At 58.6% G+C, this 16,941-nt stretch carries 17 protein-coding genes; 5 read left to right on the top strand and 12 right to left on the bottom strand.

The window, feature by feature from the left end; all coding sequences use genetic code 11:
- Nucleotides 1–78: 78 nt before the first annotated feature.
- Nucleotides 79–1,647 (top strand): acetolactate synthase large subunit, encoded by a 1,569-nt coding sequence (locus AC1DXN_RS21190; protein WP_477276237.1) that lies wholly within the window; start codon nucleotides 79–81, stop codon nucleotides 1,645–1,647.
- Between the two features lie 89 nt (nucleotides 1,648–1,736).
- Here AC1DXN_RS21190 and AC1DXN_RS21185 read toward each other — a convergent pair whose 3' ends face one another.
- The 3 genes from AC1DXN_RS21185 to AC1DXN_RS21175 are packed head-to-tail and all read right to left on the bottom strand — an operon-like array spanning nucleotide 1,737 to nucleotide 6,523.
- Complete coding sequence (locus AC1DXN_RS21185; protein WP_477276239.1) at nucleotides 1,737–4,838, bottom strand: efflux RND transporter permease subunit; 3,102 nt, start codon at nucleotides 4,836–4,838, stop codon at nucleotides 1,737–1,739.
- Complete coding sequence (locus tag AC1DXN_RS21180; RefSeq protein WP_477276241.1) at nucleotides 4,835–5,908, bottom strand: efflux RND transporter periplasmic adaptor subunit; 1,074 nt, start codon at nucleotides 5,906–5,908, stop codon at nucleotides 4,835–4,837. Before AC1DXN_RS21180 ends, AC1DXN_RS21185 begins: the two co-directional genes overlap by 4 nt.
- Before the next feature lie 3 nt (nucleotides 5,909–5,911).
- Nucleotides 5,912–6,523: a TetR/AcrR family transcriptional regulator gene (locus AC1DXN_RS21175; protein ID WP_477276242.1), complete on the bottom strand. Its 612-nt coding sequence runs from the start codon at nucleotides 6,521–6,523 to the stop codon at nucleotides 5,912–5,914.
- A gap of 222 nt (nucleotides 6,524–6,745) precedes the next feature.
- Between AC1DXN_RS21175 and AC1DXN_RS21170 the strand changes: the two genes are divergently transcribed.
- From AC1DXN_RS21170 to AC1DXN_RS21160, 3 genes are read left to right on the top strand one after another with little or no spacing between them, the layout of a single operon-like run.
- Nucleotides 6,746–7,021: a glutamine amidotransferase-related protein gene (locus AC1DXN_RS21170; RefSeq protein ID WP_477276274.1), complete on the top strand. Its 276-nt coding sequence runs from the start codon at nucleotides 6,746–6,748 to the stop codon at nucleotides 7,019–7,021.
- Entirely contained in the window at nucleotides 7,018–7,224 is a 207-nt protein-coding gene (locus tag AC1DXN_RS21165; RefSeq protein WP_477276244.1) for a hypothetical protein, read from the top strand. Before AC1DXN_RS21170 ends, AC1DXN_RS21165 begins: the two co-directional genes overlap by 4 nt.
- Nucleotides 7,221–7,385 (top strand): hypothetical protein, encoded by a 165-nt coding sequence (locus AC1DXN_RS21160; protein ID WP_477276246.1) that lies wholly within the window; start codon nucleotides 7,221–7,223, stop codon nucleotides 7,383–7,385. Before AC1DXN_RS21165 ends, AC1DXN_RS21160 begins: the two co-directional genes overlap by 4 nt.
- Before the next feature lie 103 nt (nucleotides 7,386–7,488).
- On the opposite strand, the gene AC1DXN_RS21155 is transcribed toward AC1DXN_RS21160, so the two are convergent.
- The 9 genes from AC1DXN_RS21155 to AC1DXN_RS21115 all read right to left on the bottom strand — a co-directional run bounded on the left by AC1DXN_RS21155 (nucleotide 7,489) and on the right by AC1DXN_RS21115 (nucleotide 16,099).
- Nucleotides 7,489–8,511 (bottom strand): ABC transporter permease, encoded by a 1,023-nt coding sequence (locus AC1DXN_RS21155; protein ID WP_477237720.1) that lies wholly within the window; start codon nucleotides 8,509–8,511, stop codon nucleotides 7,489–7,491.
- A 67-nt stretch (nucleotides 8,512–8,578) separates the two neighbouring features.
- Nucleotides 8,579–9,619 (bottom strand): sugar ABC transporter substrate-binding protein, encoded by a 1,041-nt coding sequence (locus AC1DXN_RS21150; protein WP_477276248.1) that lies wholly within the window; start codon nucleotides 9,617–9,619, stop codon nucleotides 8,579–8,581.
- A gap of 24 nt (nucleotides 9,620–9,643) precedes the next feature.
- On the bottom strand, nucleotides 9,644–10,405 hold the full coding sequence (locus tag AC1DXN_RS21145; protein WP_477276250.1) for an ATP-binding cassette domain-containing protein: 762 nt from the start codon (nucleotides 10,403–10,405) through the stop codon (nucleotides 9,644–9,646).
- A gap of 554 nt (nucleotides 10,406–10,959) precedes the next feature.
- Nucleotides 10,960–11,628 carry a bifunctional 4-hydroxy-2-oxoglutarate aldolase/2-dehydro-3-deoxy-phosphogluconate aldolase gene (gene eda / locus AC1DXN_RS21140; protein ID WP_477276253.1) on the bottom strand — a complete coding sequence of 223 codons (669 nt, stop codon included), beginning with the start codon at nucleotides 11,626–11,628 and terminating at the stop codon, nucleotides 10,960–10,962.
- 63 nt (nucleotides 11,629–11,691) lie between these two features.
- Nucleotides 11,692–12,933, bottom strand: a complete 1,242-nt coding sequence (locus AC1DXN_RS21135) for an NAD(P)/FAD-dependent oxidoreductase (RefSeq protein ID WP_477276255.1) — start codon at nucleotides 12,931–12,933, stop codon at nucleotides 11,692–11,694.
- Nucleotides 12,920–13,606 (bottom strand): amino acid ABC transporter permease, encoded by a 687-nt coding sequence (locus AC1DXN_RS21130; protein ID WP_477421649.1) that lies wholly within the window; start codon nucleotides 13,604–13,606, stop codon nucleotides 12,920–12,922. The genes AC1DXN_RS21135 and AC1DXN_RS21130 overlap by 14 nt, the downstream gene beginning before the upstream one ends.
- Nucleotides 13,606–14,277, bottom strand: a complete 672-nt coding sequence (locus AC1DXN_RS21125) for an amino acid ABC transporter permease (protein ID WP_477276259.1) — start codon at nucleotides 14,275–14,277, stop codon at nucleotides 13,606–13,608. The genes AC1DXN_RS21130 and AC1DXN_RS21125 overlap by 1 nt, the downstream gene beginning before the upstream one ends.
- Nucleotides 14,274–15,077, bottom strand: a complete 804-nt coding sequence (locus AC1DXN_RS21120) for an amino acid ABC transporter ATP-binding protein (protein ID WP_477276276.1) — start codon at nucleotides 15,075–15,077, stop codon at nucleotides 14,274–14,276. Before AC1DXN_RS21120 ends, AC1DXN_RS21125 begins: the two co-directional genes overlap by 4 nt.
- A 56-nt stretch (nucleotides 15,078–15,133) precedes the next feature.
- The gene (locus AC1DXN_RS21115; RefSeq protein WP_477276261.1) at nucleotides 15,134–16,099 is read right to left on the bottom strand and encodes a substrate-binding periplasmic protein; all 966 of its coding nucleotides are present in this window, start codon (nucleotides 16,097–16,099) and stop codon (nucleotides 15,134–15,136) included.
- Between the two features lie 480 nt (nucleotides 16,100–16,579).
- On the opposite strand from AC1DXN_RS21115, the gene AC1DXN_RS21110 reads away from it, so the two are divergent.
- Nucleotides 16,580–16,941: alcohol dehydrogenase catalytic domain-containing protein (locus tag AC1DXN_RS21110; protein ID WP_477421647.1), on the top strand; the 362-nt coding region annotated here is incomplete at its 3' end.

The following is a 16,941-nucleotide window of genomic DNA, read 5'->3' as shown; positions in this document are numbered from 1 at the left end:
CGGCTCGCCTATCGCACTTCCGGCGGTTGGCGAGCCTTGACCACGCGCAGCCGAATAGACGCGATCGGGAGAAGCCAGATGACCGTCCCTGAAAGACCACAGATGAATGGCGCGCAAAGTCTCGTCCACACGCTGGTTGCGGGTGGAATCGATACCTGCTTCGCCAACCCTGGAACCAGCGAGATGCACTTTGTCGCAGCGCTCGACCAGATTCCCGGGATTCGCTGCGTTCTCGGCCTGCAGGAAAACATCGTGACCGGGATGGCGGACGGCTTTTATCGGATAGCTGACCGCCCGGCGACCAGCCTGCTGCATTGTGGACCGGGTCTCGCGAACGGCCTGGCCAATCTGCATAATGCTCGCCGTGCTCGCAGCGGCATTGTTAATATCATCGGCGATCAAGCGACATGGCACCGTCCCTTTGACGCACCACTAACGACCGATACCGAAGGCCTGGCTCGGTTCAGTTCAGACTGGGTGAGGACGACGACCCGTTCGGCCGACGTCGGCCGTGACGCAGCCTGTGCCATGCAAGTCGCCCGCCGCGCGGGGGGTGGCGTCGCTACGCTAATTCTCCCGTCGGACGCATCGTGGGACCAAGGTGGCGTAGCGGCTTCATCGCTGCCAGATCTCGCTCCAACCGCGCCTGATCCACATGCCATCGGCACTGCGGCCCGAATATTGCGCGAGCATGGCGAAACGACGCTGATCCTGCTTGGCGGCCGAGCCATGCTGGTCGGGGCGCAAGAAGCCAGCTGGCGGCTTGTGCAGGCCACCGGAGCCGAAATGATGGGAGAATACGTCTGCGCGCGCATGTCGCGGGGACGTGGTCGTGTTCCGCTCAATCGGGTCCCCTACGCTCAGGCACCGGCGCAAAAGGCATTGTGGCGGTACAGTCACATCATTCTGGTAGGCGCCCGCCCGCCTGTGGGCTTCTTCGGTTATCCGGGACAGCCATCGATCCATCACAACCCAGAAACACTTTTCCACGTCTTGTCGCGGCCCGATCAGGATCCTGCCACCGCCCTTACCGACCTAGCGGAAACCCTGAACGCCCCAAAAGCCGCGATCCCGGACGCGGGCCCGCGCCCCGACCCGATCGTTGGCGCACCAACTCCCGAAGGCCTTGCCCGCACCTTGGCCGCGATCATGCCCGAGAATGCTATCGTTTCCGACGAAAGCGTCTCCTTCGGTCGCGGATTCTACGAGCATACGTTTGCAGCGCCACAGCATGACTGGCTGCATTTGACGGGAGGGGCAATTGGCGACGGCCTGCCTGTCGCGACGGGCGCCGCGATCGGCGCGGGAGGCCGACGGCGTGTTATCGGTCTGCAAGCGGATGGTTCGGCGATGTACTCATTGCAGTCGTTGTGGACGCAAGCACGCGAGCGTCTTCCGGTGACTACTGTTATACTTTCAAATCGCAAATACAAAATATTGATCAATGAATACGCTGGAGTTGGCGCAAGCCCTGGTCCCACGGCGATGAGCATGCTGGATTTGACGAACCCGGAACTCGATTGGGTGAAAATCGCCAACGGCATGGGTGTCGAGGCAGCCTGGACCGACACGCTGGAAGGCTGCGCCGACCTGATGAGACAAAGCTTCGCGAGCCAAGCTCCCTTTCTGATCGAACTAGCAATCTGACCTGTAGCCAAGCGGACGATGCTATGTGGCCAAACGGGACCCGACCACTTTTCCGTAGCGCGCGATGGTTCTTGCCCGACGATTTGCTCCTATGCGTTCAACGCCTCCGCATGGGCCCGCTTGCCGGCAGGGGCCTGTTGCTCCGATTGGAGCAGCCAGAGCATCAAGCACGGCAGAAGAAGCAACGTTAGCAGCGTGGCCACGAACAGGCCGCCAATGATGGCATAGGCCATCGGACCCCAGAATATCTCGGTCGCAATCGGGATCATTCCCAGGATCGCCGCGCACGCCGTCAGCACAATCGGTCGGGCTCGATGTCTTGCCGCAGCCATCACCGCCTCCAGCGGGGGCTTGCCGTTGGCAACGTTCTCATCGACTTCCTGTATCAGGATAACTGCATTGCGGATGATCATCCCGCAGAGCGCGATCACGCCAAGCTGCGCGACAAAGCCCATGGGCGTACCGGTCGGCAGCATGGCTGCCACCACGCCGATCAGGCCGAAAGGAGCCATGAGCATCGCGAGGCCCGCGCGGGTAAAGCGCTGTAGCTGCACCATAAGCAGGGCGACAATGGTGAGCAGCATGATCGGTACCATCGCATAGATCGATGAGTTGCCCTTCTCGGACTCTTCAACGGCGCCGCCGACTTCGATGGAGTAGCCCATCGGCAGCGATGCTCGCAGAGTGTCGAGCTTTCCATCGATCGTGGTTGCAATGGTCGCCGGCTGAACCCCGGGGGCAACGTCCGACTGGACCACGATCATCGGTCTGCCCTGGCGCCGCCAGACAATTGGATCCTCCAGCCCGTAAGCTACCGCGGCCACTTGCCTCAGGGGAACCGATTTGCCGCCCGAACTCCGCAATTCCAGATTCGCAACCGTCTCGATCGACGTCCGATCGGCCTCGACGCCTTTCACCACGACGTTGACGAGCCTATCCCCGTCACGCACGGTGGTAACTGTTGCGCCCGAGAAGACGGAAGCAATCTCGCTGGCGATCGACTCGGAGCTCATGCCGAGGGAATTTGCCTCGATCTGGTTGACGAGGATCATCACGGTCTTCTGTGGCTCGCCGGCGTTAAGGTTGATGTCGCGTGTGCGGTCATCTTCGCTGACGACGTTGGCAACCTTCAGGGCCAACTGGCGTACCTGGCGATAGTCAGGACCAAGGACACGATATTTCAACGGCCAACCTACCGGAGGACCGAGTTCGAGTGGCGATACGCGTGTGATAATGTCGGCGAAGTCGCTCTTGAACGCCTGCTCCAATTTCTTGCGCACAGCGTCACGCTCTGCAATTCCCTTGGTCACGACGACTGTTTCCGAAACGTTGTCGTTTTCGAGCAGCAGATCCATTGGGAGATAGAATCGGACCGAGCCGGCCCCGACATAGGTGGTGAAGTGATCAACCCCGGAATCAGCCTTAAGCATGGCCTCCAGCTTGCGGGCTTGCTCGTCGGTAGCACTGCGCGACGCATTCTGCGGCAAGGTCAGGCTTATGAGAAGCTCCGGCCGATCGGACGCCGGAAAGAACTGCTCTTCGAGCTTGGACATGCCGGAGATCGAGGCTGCAAACGCGGCGATCGCGATCAGGAGGGTTATCCAGCGATGCGTGAGCGACCATTCGAGCAGGGAACGATAGGCCCGCATCACCCGCCCGCCATTGTGATCGCCATGCTTCAAGTGATTGGGAAGAATCCACGTTCCCAGCAGCGGCGAAAACAGCACCGCGACGATCCAGGAAGCAACAAGCGCGATCAGCACGACCATGAACAGCGAGAACGTATATTCGCCCGCGCTCGAAGCGGCGAAGCCGACCGGGATGAAACCCGCGATCATCACAAGGGTGCCGGTCAGCATCGGGAAAGCGGTCGTCGCGTATGCATAGCTCGCGGCAGCAGCTTTGTCGTCGCCCTGTTCCAGGCGTGACACCATGGCCTCGACGGTAATCATGGCGTCATCGACCAAAAGGCCGAGTGCGATGATCAGCGCACCGAGCGAAATCCGCTGCAGCCCGATGCCGGCAAGGTCCATGCCGAAGAAAGTCATGGCAAGCACGAGCGGAATCGATGCGGTGATCACGAGGCCCGCCCGTGTGCCGAGTGAGACGAAGGAGACGGCCAGCACAATGACGATCGCCTCAAGGAGCACCTTGACAAATCCGCCTACGGCATCCTTCACCACCGTTGTCTGATCCGCCACCTGCTGCATCTCGATGCCATGCGGTAGCTTTGCCGCGATCTCGGCCATCTTGCCTTTGAGCGCGTCGCCAAACTCCAGCAAGTTGCCGCCTTCGGCCATGGAGACGGCGATCGCGATCACCGGTTCGCCGTTGACGCGCACGATCGGTGCCGGCGGATCGACTGGACGGCGCGAGATTGTGGAAACATCCTCGAGCCGGACGTAACGGCCGTCCGCCCGGAAGGTCAGGTCGTGCAGGCTCTTCTCAGAAGCCAAGGCACCGCTGACACGCAGTGAGATCTTTTCTTGGCTGGTGCGTACGACACCTGTCGGCGTTACCGCATTTTGGCCGCGGATGGCGTCCAACGCGGCCGACGGATCAATTCCGAGACTGGCCAGCTTTGCAGAAGAGAACTCGATCACGATCTCGTCCTCCTGAACGCCAAGCAGGTTGACCTTGCCTACGTCCTTGAGTGCGAGCACTTCGGCACGGATGCTTTCCACCCGATCGCGCAGTTCGCGAGACGAGAACCCTTCCGCGGTAAAGGCATAAATGCTGCCATAAGTGTCACCGAACTCGTCGTCGAAAAACGGCCCCTGAACGCCTGTCGGCAAAGTCGGCGCCATGTCCGTGATCTTCTTGCGAACAGCGTACCAGACGCCATTGACCGCGCTGACCGGTGCATTGTCGCGCAAATTGACGAAAATGACCGACTGGCCCGCGCGGGTGTAGCTTTGTGTGTAGTCGAGGTAGGGCGTTTCCGAGAGCTTCTTTTCAAGCTTGTCGGTCAAAAGATTCACCGTGTCTGTCGTACTGGCGCCAGGCCAGTTCGCCGAGACCACCATCGTCTTGATTGTGAAGGGTGGATCTTCGTTTCGCGAAAGGCGCTGAAAGCTCCAGACGCCGCCGACGAGTGTGGCGATCATTAGGAACACGACCAGCGACGAGCGCTTCAGGCTCCAGGCAGAGAGATTGAATTTGCCCTTTACAGTGGAGTGCTCAGCGCTCATTTCGCTGGTTCCCCTTCCAGTGTCACCGCCTCGCCATCACGCAATTTGCTGACACCGGATGTTGCGACGACGTCGCCATTCGAAAGTCCCTCGGCGACAAGGACGGCCGTGTCGGTGTACCGCTCCACGCGAACGTCTCGGTATTTCAGCTTGCCCAGTGAAGGATCGACGACGAAGACGGCGGGACGCCCGCCATCTTCCGTGAGCGCCGAAGCCGGAATGGAAACGAGCGTTTTCGGAGACAGTACCAAAGAACCGGTGACCGCCGCGCCGAAGGGCATCTTTCGTCCGCCGTCATCCAAAGCAACCTTGACCCGGTAGGTACGGGTCACCGGGTCAGCAGAAGGCGTCACTTCGCGCACCCTGCCCTTCGCCTTCACGTTCGAATCCGAAACCAAGGCAATCTCGACGTCGGCATTTTCGAGGCTCATGTTGATCAGCGTCTCGGGCGCGTCGAATACAGCATCGCGCTCGTCATCCGATATCAGGGTTGCGACCATCAGCCCGGCGGTGACAACTTGCCCTTCGTTTGCCCCGACGGCAGCGATGATGCCATCGCGCCCGGCCTTCAACTGCGTGTAGGACAGCGTCTCTTGTGCATTGGCGAGCGCGGCCTGCGTGGCCGCGGCCTTTGCCTTGGCTGTGGCCAGATTGGCATCGGCCTCCTGCATCTGTGCCTTGCTCGCAATGTTCTTGGCGAAAAGGTCCCGGCTACGATCCGCGGTCACTTGCGCGAGGTCCAACGCGGCTTGGGCAGTCGAAAGTTCGGCTTGCGCCGTCAGAAGCCCGTTTTGGGCGGGGATGGGATCGAGCCGCGCGACAACATCGCCCGCTTTGACATTCGTGCCGTTCACGATCCGGTAGACGAGTTGCCCGTCGGTCCGGAAACTCATCGCCGTCTCAACCTGCGGCCGGACTTCTCCGGTTTGGACGATGGTCTCGCCGAATTGCTCCAGTTGAGCAATGACGGTGCGAACCGGACGAACTGACTTGCTCGCCGCCTTCTCTTGCGTACAGCCGGAGAGAAACATCACAGCGATCGCTGAGACGCCAATCAGATACCGGTTCATTGTTCAGATCTCCTCGGCCGACAGKCCGCGCATCAGGATGTTTACCGTTTCATTCAGGAACTGGTCGGGATCGCCGAAATCGATTTCGCGTACCGTTACCAGCAGGGTGACGGCCCCATGCAATCCAGCCCATAGGGTATTCGTCAGCGCGCGGCCGTCGCCGGGTCGGAAGCAGCCACGCTTTAGCGCATCATTCACGCGTCTGAGGATCAGATCATAGGGCACAAACAATGTGTTGCGACCAACGAGTTCGTCTACGGTCCCGTGGTCATTTTCCAGAAAGAGCAGACGGAACCGGTCATGATCTTCAAGGCAGAATGTCCCGTACGCAAATAGCATTTGACGAATTGCCTGCGTCGCACGGGGTTCTGTTTCGTCGATGGCGGCGAAACGATCGCCAAGGGCTGTCAGCGCCTCGTCCCAAAAACTGAGCAGCATGTCCTTCTTGCTTGGAAAGTATCGATAAAGCGCGCCAGGCGTCATGCCCATACGATCGCCAAGGCTGCGCATCGACAGGCGAGCAAGACCGTCCCTGCCGACGATGGTCGCCGCTTCGTTCAGGATTCGCGACCTTGTGCGATTAAAGTTCTCTTCAGACATCGGCAGGCGTGGCATCCAAGGCCTCGATTCGTTCTTTAAACGCGTTCACTAAACGCGTTTATGGAACACGTCAATCGTTCTGGTTCGCGTATATTGGTTCAGCTCGACCCCATCGGATCGGCGGGAATTCCGGAATGAAAACTCGAAGACTCCGTGCTCCCTGCAAAAAACATCCTGGAACGCCAGACTGAAATCAGGCGTACCGGCTAGGGCAGCGCGCTATCGCGGTGGGCGCCTCTGGCGAGCTATTCAAGGGTCTACGCTCAAGAGCCCCTCCCCAAGTCTGCCGACGGCATCGATCCGCTGGTGGTGCTTGGAGGCCCGCAGTCCCCGGCAACCAGCAGGGAACAATGCCCGCATTTCGATGCGGCCGTTGAATACGAGCTGATTGCGCAATGCGTTGCCGAGGGAAAGGCCGTCGTCGGCATATGCCTCGGGTCCCAGCTCATCGGCGAGGCTTTGGGCGCCAAGTACGAACACAGTCCAGAAAAGGAGATCGGAAAATTTTTTTGATCACAATGACCGCTGACGGCAAGGCCAACAAGAAATTCAGCCATTTCGGCGACACGCTGCAGGTGGGTCACTGGCACAACGACATGACCGGTCTGACAGATGATCCCAAGATCCTCGCCTCGAGGGATGCCCTCGGCAGATCGTCAAATACGCAGATCTGGTCTACGGATTCCAGTGCCACATGGAGTTCACCCGCGACGTGATCGAACTCCTAATCGCTTCCGAACCAGACCTGGCGGAACTGTCCGATCATCGGTTCGTCCAGCAGGCGGACGCACTGAGGGCCAATGACTACGAGGACATGAACCAGAGGCTTTTCGTCTTTCTGGACGAGCTTGTGGCATCTTACATCCCGACGAATTAAGCATCCGACAAGGGTTTCGGTGCAGGACTTCGCAACAGGCTCGCCTGCCCGGCGAGCCACAACATCACCTAGTCCGATGTTGCAGCTCAGCTCGGTGAAACGGCTACAGATATCTGGCTCGGATGGAAACCTTGACAGAGTCGAGCAGCACCGCCGCCAGGACAAGAGCGCCCTGGATCATTTGCGTGTACTGCGGCGGCATGCCGAGCAGATTGATTGCTGTTCGGATGGAACTCAGCAGCAGGACACCGGCAAAGACGCCCGACAAACGCCCAACCCCTCCCTTGAGGCTGACGCCGCCAATGACAACCGCGGCGAAGGCCTCGAACAGCATGCCGATGCCGAGATTTGCAGTGGCCCCGGCGGACCGAGCAGCAAGCAGCCAACCGGCAAAGGCAGCAAGCATCCCGCAGATCACAAAACTCCAAACGGCAATGCGCCCCGTGTTGATGCCTGCCCGGAACGGCGCTACCGCATTGCCACCGTAGAGATACACATATCTGCCGAACGGTGTTTTGGAGAGAATGAAGGTAAAGACCAGGAAGATGCCGATGGTGATCCAGGCCAGCGCGGGAATTCCGAGCAAATGAGCCGTTGCGATCAGACGCAGTTCCGCCGGCATTCCGAAGATTCCCCTGCCGCCGCTGAACGCAACGACCGATCCGCGAAGAAAGATGTAGGTGGCCAAAGTCGCAATGAATGCGTTGATCCCGAATTTGAGCACGATCATGGAATTGAAGAGGCCAATACACGCGCCAAGCACGAGCGCCATCACAAGCGTTGCGGGAACAACGAGCCAGGGCAGACCAAAGAAACCTTCAGTTCCGGACGCGGCGCCTATCGCTGCTGTTAGCATGGCGGAAAGCGCCATGGTGGATTCGATGGATAGATCCATTTGTCCTGCGATGATGGCGATCGACAGACCGACGGCCAATATGCCAACGAAGGTGGATTGCTCCAAAATATTGAGGAAAATGCCCGTCTGTGCATATCCTGGAATCAACAGACAGAACGCCGCCAACAGGGCGAGCAAGATAAGCCACACGGCGTGCTGCAGGACGACCTCGAGTAAACGATGGTTGCGCACCCTTGGCGGGAATGCCTCCAGTGTCTTGGCAGTGTCCATTTTATTCCTCTGATCTTCGTATGGGCGCAACCCGGTGGCCCCGGTCGAGGACCACCGGCAGTCGCAGTCACTTCACCGGTTCGACTTTTTGCGGCGGCAACTTCAGATTTGCCCAATGGAGCGGATCGTCGACATTTTCTTTGGTTACCAAGGCGCCCGGTATTTTCAGGTTCGGACCCCATGCCTCGTCCGTTAGCACAGACTTGAGCCCCAAGACTTCGTATTCGCCCGCCTTGAGCGGCTCGCCCCGAATGATCTTGTCGAGGAACATGGCTACACCATAGGCCTGTGCGAACATCGGCGCTCCCACGGCAACCTGCTGCCACCCGGCGCGTATCTGAGCCAGGCCGCCGATGTCGCCGTCGGCGTCGAGCATCAGGATGTCGCCTGGCTTCTTGCCGGCCGCCTGCAATATGGCAACGACCGCCGAAGCCAGGTATCCCGAGTGATAGAAGATGAGATCGACATCAGGATTTGTCTGCAGGTAGTCTTGCGCGATGTTGGCAGCGTTGGTCGGCTCCCACTGCATGGCCGCCTTGGTTTCTATCTTCACATCGGGATAGGCAGCCATGATTTCGTCGAAGGCACCCTTGACGCTGACCGAATAGGAATCCCCGGGATCGCCGGTGATTTGCAGGATCTTGCCTTTCACCGCCCCTTTGCGCTCTGTCAGCAGGCGAATGGTCTGCTTGGCGGCGTCATGGCCAATCTCGATCGTGCCAGCGACGGAGGTGAGCGCGAGTTTGGCGGAGGTAATGGGCCGGTCGAACGCAATGACCGGGATTCCCGCCGCCTGTGCGCGCTCGACGCCGGGAACCACTGCGTCGAAGTCCACGGCGGCAATCACCATGGCTTTCGGCTTTAGATTGATGACGTTGTCAATCTGGTTCAGTTGTACGTCAGATTTATTGGTGGCATCGAGCGTCGTCACCTTGTAACCGATCTGGTCAAGGAAATGCGCCATCACCTTGGCTGACTCTGGATAGAAGGGGCCTCCCGAGTCAGGGATAAGATAGTATATCTCGCCCTTGTCCTGAGCTGTTGCGAATACTGGTGCAAGTATCAAAAATAATACTGACATCAGTATAGACACGGCGGATTTCAGCATGTTCACTCCTCCCGGTTAATATTGTCAGTTATGGGAATTTGTTTTGGGCTTTGTCCCGGTTATGATCCGGACGATTTCCTCAGGCGAGGTATCGACGGTGTTCACGTCGCCCACGACCGATCCCTGCCGCATGACCACCATGCGGTCCGCGATTTCGAATGCATGAGACATGTTGTGGGTGACGATGATGACTGCGATGCCCTTGCTACGGACATCGCGGATTGTGTCGAGGCTGCGCCGAACCTGTTCGACGCCAAGGGCGGCGAACGGCTCATCAAGAACGACAAGCTTGCCGCCCCAATGGACAAAACGGTTGAGTTCGATGGCCTGTCGCTGACCGCCGGATAGGTGTTCCGCATTCATCTTGACCGAGGGAATCCGCGTGCCGGCCTGCCGGAGGACACTCTCGGTGACCTGACGCATCTCCGCTTCCTGAAGGATCGGAATACCGAGAACACGGCGGACGATTTCACGACCCATGAAGAAGTTCGCGACAACGTCGACGTTCATGCAGATGGAAAGGTCTTGATATACCGTTTCAATGCCGAGTTGTTTCGCGTCCTGCGGGGAATTCAGGTGCCTATCCGCACCATCGAACAGGTAGCGGCCGCTTGTCGGCTGCAAGCCACCCGAAATGATCTTCACCAAGGTGGATTTGCCGGCGCCATTGTCGCCCAGCAGCGCAACGACCTCTCCCCTGCGCACGGAAAGATCAACGTGCTCGATGGCGGTTACAGCCCCAAAGGTCTTCGAAATTCCCTGAAGCCGCAACAATTCTCGATCCATGGGCCAATCTCGTTGTCTGCGTTTTGCAAGATGATATATCATCTTTAAGTTTCGACCCATTGGCAAGAGAAAAATCGCCTCCATTCTTTGCGCTGAGCCTCAAAGCGGTCCTACCAACTCAGTCCCCGACCACTCGACGGCTACTCGGCCTGCTGCTGCTATGCTGCGGATTCGGGGGCGAAGGGCCTCGACATAAGGGAGTCTCGGCTCTCGAGCCGGAACTTTACAACAAACGAGGTGCCGATTGCCCACAGAGCGCATGATATATCACGTTAGCGTTTAGGACTGACGATATCGATGCACTTGAGGCCAGACTGCCGGAACTATCGGGTTCGTGGAAATAAGGCGATCCTAACTTAACACCGCGTCGGAAAGCCGGCGGCAGGCCAGATTTCGGCCCAGTCGTGCGCAGCTCATCGAAGCGTTGGGAACGGAACAGGGCATAATCACGGCGTCACCGGATCKCCGTGATTTCGTCTGGGCTCGGCCTATCGATTGTAAGGACAGCTAGGCCATGCTGTTCCCCGCCAGGGCCTTCGGAGAGGTGCTCTTCTTCAGCGCGCGGCAGCTCGCGCGGCTTCTTCAGCCACGGCTTTGACCGCGGCCCAATCCGAGGCTTCAATCAATTGTTTAGGCGCCATGTACATGCCGCCCGCGGCAAAGACGTTCGGCTGGCTGAGAACCTCGCGAATTGTTTCGTTTGAGATTCCACCCGTCGGGCAAAAGCTGACATCGGGGAACAAGGGGGCGAGGTGCTGAAGCCATCGCAAGCCGCCGTTGAGATCCGATGGGAAGCATTTTAGCTCGGAGTAGCCATGCTCCCGTGCCACAAGCACTTCAGTCGGGGTTGTAGCGCCCGGCAAGAACGGGAGCCCGACCTCATCTGCGGCGTTGGCAAGTGAGGGCGAAAACGCAGGGCTGACAAAAAAGCGCGCTCCTGCATCACGCGCCGCTGCAAATTGCTCCGGCCGCGTCAATGTGCCTGCTCCTACGACGGCTTCCTTCGCGCGCGCCGCCATCGTTTCGATGACCGCGAGCGCACATGGGCTTCTGAGCGTCACCTCGATGGTCTTGATGCCCGCCTCTTCGAGAGCGTCAAGGAGGGGAGCGGCGTGACTTAGCTGTTCGACATGGAGAATGGCGATCAGCCGCGGCGTTTTGCTTAGCAGCTCATCGAAAGGTCGTGGCGATGAGAGTGAATTTTTGGGCGATAGGGCTTGCATCAGGGAGTCCTTGAGTTGTCACCGGAGCGCTTCGGCACGCCGGCGAAGATAGGGTCGTAAACCTTAGGCTGCGGCGGCGCAGAACTTGTCCTTGAAACGGAAGGTGTAATAGTGGACGTAGCGCTCGCGGCACTTCTCCAGTATCTCGCTTTCGGACATGCCTGCTGCAAATCGATCCAGAGCCATTGGCGACAGATCGAGTTGGGTGCGGCCATTGACGATAAGTTCCGCCAGTTGCTCGCCCAGAGCTGGCGCAATCGACAGACCGCCGACATTGCAGCCACCCAGAACGTATAGACCTTTTGCACCGGGCGCCTCGCCCAGGATATGATGACCGTCGGTGGTCATCGTGGGAAGACCGCCTCGATGCTCCTGAAGCTTGAGGTCTTGCTGGAAGATCGGCAACTGGTCCTTAACCGTTTCGGTGAGCCGCTTCAGAACTGAGAGATCGAGCTCCAGATCCTCAACCCGAAACGATGGCGACATCTGCGAGACATCGACCGGTTTAGGGTCCTTCTCGTAGCCGCCGAACATGAGCCCACCTTTATCGGGCCGCACATAGACATTGGCATCGATGATGCGCGTGATCGGTTGAGTTGTCTCCACCCCCTGGATCGGAGCGGTGATCATCAGTTGGTGGCGCATCGCAACAACCGGTACCTTGCTGCCGGCAAAGGATGCTATGAGCCTCAACCAACCACCGGCGGCATCGACAATGGTTTTCGCAGCAAAATCGCCTCGATTGGTAACGACACGGCTGACGGCACCGTTCTCCACGACGATCTCAGACACATGGGTGTGAGGAAGGAGCACTGCCCCCAACCTCTTCGCGCCGTTGGCATACCCGCGGGGGACTTGCACCGGCTCAAGAAAAATGTCTTGGCGCATATAGGCAACGGCTACGATGCCCTTCGTCGCCAGAAATGGGTTCAGTTCATGCGCTTGATCCGGCGAGATCATATCGACGTCGAGGCCGAGAGTCTTGGCCAGGGCAAGTCGCTCCTGCAGCATCTCAGCATGTTCCGGAAACCGGGCCACTGACATACTCCCAGGCTGGAAATATTCAATTTCCTCGCCAGTCTCCTCGGCAAAGCGCCTTATCTTGTCGATAGCGCGCATTGCGAGCTTCGTCATCACTTCGGTCTGTCGAACCTGTCCGCTCAAACCGGCGGCGCGGGCGGATGTCTGGGACGCGATTTCTGCCCGGTCCAGCAGCGCTACGCTTTTCCCCGCCTTCGCCAGATGAAATGCCGTACTGGCGCCCAGGGCTCCTGATCCGATGACAATTGCGTCAAATTTTTCCATGACTGAGCGTCCTTTCGTCCACTGGGCCTATGCTGAGGCGAGCCTCAAGGATGCGAACAAGATAAGATAAAGGGAGGGCCATCAGCAGGTACATGAGTCCGACCGCAACATAGATTTGCWGCGGCATAAAATACTCGCTTGTGAGATCGCGAGCTTGCAGCATCATTTCGGGAGCCGAAATCAACGAAGCGACGGACGTATCCTTCAGCAAGGAGATGCTAAAATTTCCCATCGGAGGAAGAACGACCCTGAAAGCTTGCGGTAAAACAACGTGCCGCAGGACCTGGGCAGGACGCATTCCAATCATTTGTGCAGCTTCGCGCTGCCCGGGGTCGATAGCCTGAATGCCTGAGCGATAAATTTCGGACACGTATGCGGCGCCGTTCAGCCCCAGCCCGAGAATCGCCGCGTCAATCGCGTGCAGGGTCAGCCCGAATGATGGCAGCCCGAAGTAGATGACGAACAGCAAAGTCAGGGACGGCATGCCTCTGATGATCTCGACATAAGTCTGTGCGATTAAGCGCAAATAGGAATAGCGTGAGAGCCTAGCCAAGGCGATTGGCAGCGCGAGCACGGCCGCAAGCAGGAAAGACAGTCCCATCAGTCGCAGTGTCCAAAGGACACCACGCATCAACTGCGGCATCCATTCGACGACGAGCGAGACAAATGCCATCACACGCTCCTCCCTTGGCTGAAGCGCCGTTCGAGACGCTGTGCAAAGCGCGACAATGGGAAGCTCATGGCGATGTAGACGGCGGCCACCAGGAAATAGATAGGTCCACTGAGATAGGTCCGCGTCACGAGATTGCGCGCATAGAAGCTCAATTCAGGTGCGGCTACCGCAGATGCTAGGGAGGTGTCCTTGAGAAGTCCAACCGCGAAATTCGCCAAAGGCGGCAAGACCACACGCATCGCCTGCGGCAGAACCACGTAGCGCAAGGCCTTCATCCGCGTCATTCCGACCATGAATGCGGCCTCTAGCTGGCCGGAGTGAACCGACTGCAGGCCCGCGCGGAAAACCTCTGTCAGATACGCTCCGCCGTTGAGACCGAAGCCGACGATAGCGACCGGGATCGGATCTAACTTGATCCCGATCTGGGCTAAACCGAAATACAAAACGAACAGTTGAGTTAGGACGGGAACTCCTCTGAATACCTCGATATAGATCCGGATGATTATCTTCGGCAGGCGAGCGGGGAAGGTCTGAATAAGCCCCAGGACCAGTCCGATAGCGACCGCGAGCACGAAGGAGCCGATCGTTATATGTATCGTCGTAACCGCTCCCCAGAGCAGAATTCCCAGGAATTCGGGAAAAAGCGGTAGTGCGCGAGCCCACTCATTCATGAGGAGGTTCCAGCCCGCAGCGCTGTCGACCGAGGTTCGCGGTTCGGGCGCAGGAGCGCTAGCGTGCGCGGATGCGCCGGTGAGGACACCAGCATGTCGGGTGCGCCCTGATCGACGATGACGCCGTGATCCATGACGACGATGCGGTCGGCCACTTCCTCGGCAAAGGACATCTCGTGGGTGACGATCAGCATTGTCATGCCTTCTTCGGCGAGCTGGCGAATGACGTGCAGCACTTCGCCGACGAGTTCCGGGTCGAGCGCCGAGGTGGCCTCATCGAACAGCATCAGCTTCGGCTTCATCGCAAGAGATCGTGCGATGGCGACCCGTTGCTGCTGCCCACCCGAAAGATGGTCCGGATAAGCGTCGGCCTTGTGGGGAAGGCCAACCTTCTGGAGTAGATCACGAGCAATGGGCTCAACATCCTCGCGCTTCCGGCGCAGCACTTTGAGTGGACCAAGCATGATGTTTTCTAGTGCGGTCAGATGCGGGAAAAGGTTGAAGCGCTGGAACACCATGCCGATGCCGGTGCGGATCTGGGCGATTTCCTTGTCGGACATCGGCACCTTGCGTGCGCCGACGACCTTCTCTCCGATGGACTTGCCGTCAATGGTGATCTGTCCACTTGTCGGCTTTTCGAGATAGGCTATGCATCGCAGCAGGGTGGTTTTTCCCGAACCGCTCGAACCGATGATCGCGACCTTCTCGCTTGGGGCGATAGACAGATCAACTCCGTCTATCGCCTTGAAGCTCCCGAACGATTTGTGAAGACCCTTTACCACGACGAGCGGCAGATCGATTTTTGGAGCCGGGTCGGCGTCTCGCTGATCTTTGGCCGATCGATCTGCCACCGCGATCACCCGAAGAAGCTCGAGAAATCTTTCGGCGCATGCGCCCAGGGACCTAGGACGGTGCCCTTTTCGTCGCGATCGATACCGATGCGAGGGTTGCGTTCGGGCGGGACCAGAAAGTCAGGGTTGTTCAGTCCGTACTTCGCCAGAAACTCCTTGTTCCCGCCGGTCTTCCACAGCCAGGCGATACCGGCATTAAGCGCGTCGAACAGGTCGGTATTCTCTGGGTTCATTCCCATCAAGGTCAATTGCTTAACGCCAAGAATCTTGAACTGTGGGTAAGAGGTAGTTGGAATTACCTTCAGATCCCAATCGGGGTTTTGCTGAATCATGTAGCTGATTGTCGGAGTATCAAGGAACCCGAAATCCAAGCGGCCGGCGCGAATGTCGCGCACGCAAGCGTCGGTGGTGTCGTAGAGCCTCACTTCCGCGGCGCCCGGCACCTGCTTCAATTCCGGAACGATCGTGAATCCTTGGACAGTCCCAAGGGTTCGATCCTTCATATCCTCAAGTGTGAGCCGGTCGCCAACGGGCATGTCCTTGCGCATGAGCGTGAACTTCGGCGTGTAGTAGATCGGATCGGTAAGAAGCATTACTTCCGCGCGCTTCTGCGTCCAACCCATATTTCCCAACATGACGTCAGCTCGGCCACCGCGGACCGATTCAATCGTAGCCGACCAATCCATTAAAGCGGGCTGTGGCGTAAGGCCGAGTTTCTCGGCGATCTTTGAAATCATTTCGCCATCGGTTCCAATTATCTTGCCATCTTTGACGCTGGTCATTGGCATGTCGCCGTTCATCGCGATGGTCAATGCGCCTGGGACCACCGTCTTTACTGCTGCAGTCGCCGCGAACGCTGCGGGCAGCAAATTGGTCGCGGCGGTGACGGCGGTCGCCGCAGCGCCAACTAAAATGGATCGGCGGGTGAGGTGATGCTGAAGACAGGCGTGTGCTGGCAATTTTGATGTCATCGCTGTTTCCCCTTCAAGCCGGTGCAATCCTGAGAGGCGAGGCCCGGCGCCCTCGCACGAAGCTCCGCCCTAAACTCCAAAGGCTTGGTCCAAGAGATCACTCCGCTATTTTCTTTCGCTTGGTGAGCACTATAGCGCATGATATATCCGATCTTTAGCGAAGTCGGGATTGGGCCATCTGTCGAACCTCGACAAATGCATATCAGCCGCAAGATCCACAGTTTGCAACAAAAAAAGTGAACGCCATGACATTTTGCGCGACTAGATAGCGAAAAAAGGCCGAAGCTCATTGGGCTAATTGACAGGGATTTTGCCTCATGCAACACATGATATATCAACCAACCGGCTGATGTGATGCCGGATCTCAAATCCTCAGGCACCAAGAAGGACCCGAGGACTGGAACCGAACTAGCAATCGCCGGACCAAGGCGCCCCTGCCCGCCCCGCGCCCCCCCGGAAAGCCGCCAGAAGGACCTTGATATGAAAGCTGTCGTCTTCGAACAGTTCGGCCAGGCGCCGACGATCCAGACCGTCGCCGATCCGAAGCCGACGCCCGAAGGTGTCGTCATCAAGGTCGAGGCGACGGGCCTTTGCCGCAGCGACTGGCATGGCTGGATGGGCCATGATGACGGCATCACGCTGCCGCATGTGCCGGGCCATGAACTGGCCGGCATCGTCGTCGCCGCCGGCAACCAGGTCACACGGTGGAAGGCCGGCGAGCGCGTCACCGTGCCGTTCGCCGTCGGCTGCGGGCGCTGCTTCGAATGCACTTCGGGCCATCACCAGATCTGCGAACACCCTAAGACGCCAGGCTTCAGTGCCTGGGGCTCGTACGCTGAATA

This window comes from Mesorhizobium sp. P2_H9, assembly GCF_056403215.1.
The sequence above is the reverse complement of the archived record's forward strand: the minus strand, read 5'-3'. Positions and strand labels throughout refer to the sequence as shown.

Coding starts and splice junctions, on each gene's coding strand:
- AC1DXN_RS21150 (WP_477276248.1), bottom strand. CDS start 9,619: ATGCTGAAATCCGCCGTGTCTATACTGATGTCAGTATTATTTTTGATA.
- AC1DXN_RS21115 (WP_477276261.1), bottom strand. CDS start 16,099: ATGACATCAAAATTGCCAGCACACGCCTGTCTTCAGCATCACCTCACC.
- AC1DXN_RS21190 (WP_477276237.1), top strand. CDS start 79: ATGACCGTCCCTGAAAGACCACAGATGAATGGCGCGCAAAGTCTCGTC.
- AC1DXN_RS21180 (WP_477276241.1), bottom strand. CDS start 5,908: ATGAACCGGTATCTGATTGGCGTCTCAGCGATCGCTGTGATGTTTCTC.
- AC1DXN_RS21135 (WP_477276255.1), bottom strand. CDS start 12,933: ATGGAAAAATTTGACGCAATTGTCATCGGATCAGGAGCCCTGGGCGCC.
- AC1DXN_RS21185 (WP_477276239.1), bottom strand. CDS start 4,838: ATGAGCGCTGAGCACTCCACTGTAAAGGGCAAATTCAATCTCTCTGCC.
- AC1DXN_RS21145 (WP_477276250.1), bottom strand. CDS start 10,405: ATGGATCGAGAATTGTTGCGGCTTCAGGGAATTTCGAAGACCTTTGGG.
- eda (WP_477276253.1), bottom strand. CDS start 11,628: ATGCAAGCCCTATCGCCCAAAAATTCACTCTCATCGCCACGACCTTTC.
- AC1DXN_RS21125 (WP_477276259.1), bottom strand. CDS start 14,277: ATGAATGAGTGGGCTCGCGCACTACCGCTTTTTCCCGAATTCCTGGGA.
- AC1DXN_RS21155 (WP_477237720.1), bottom strand. CDS start 8,511: ATGGACACTGCCAAGACACTGGAGGCATTCCCGCCAAGGGTGCGCAAC.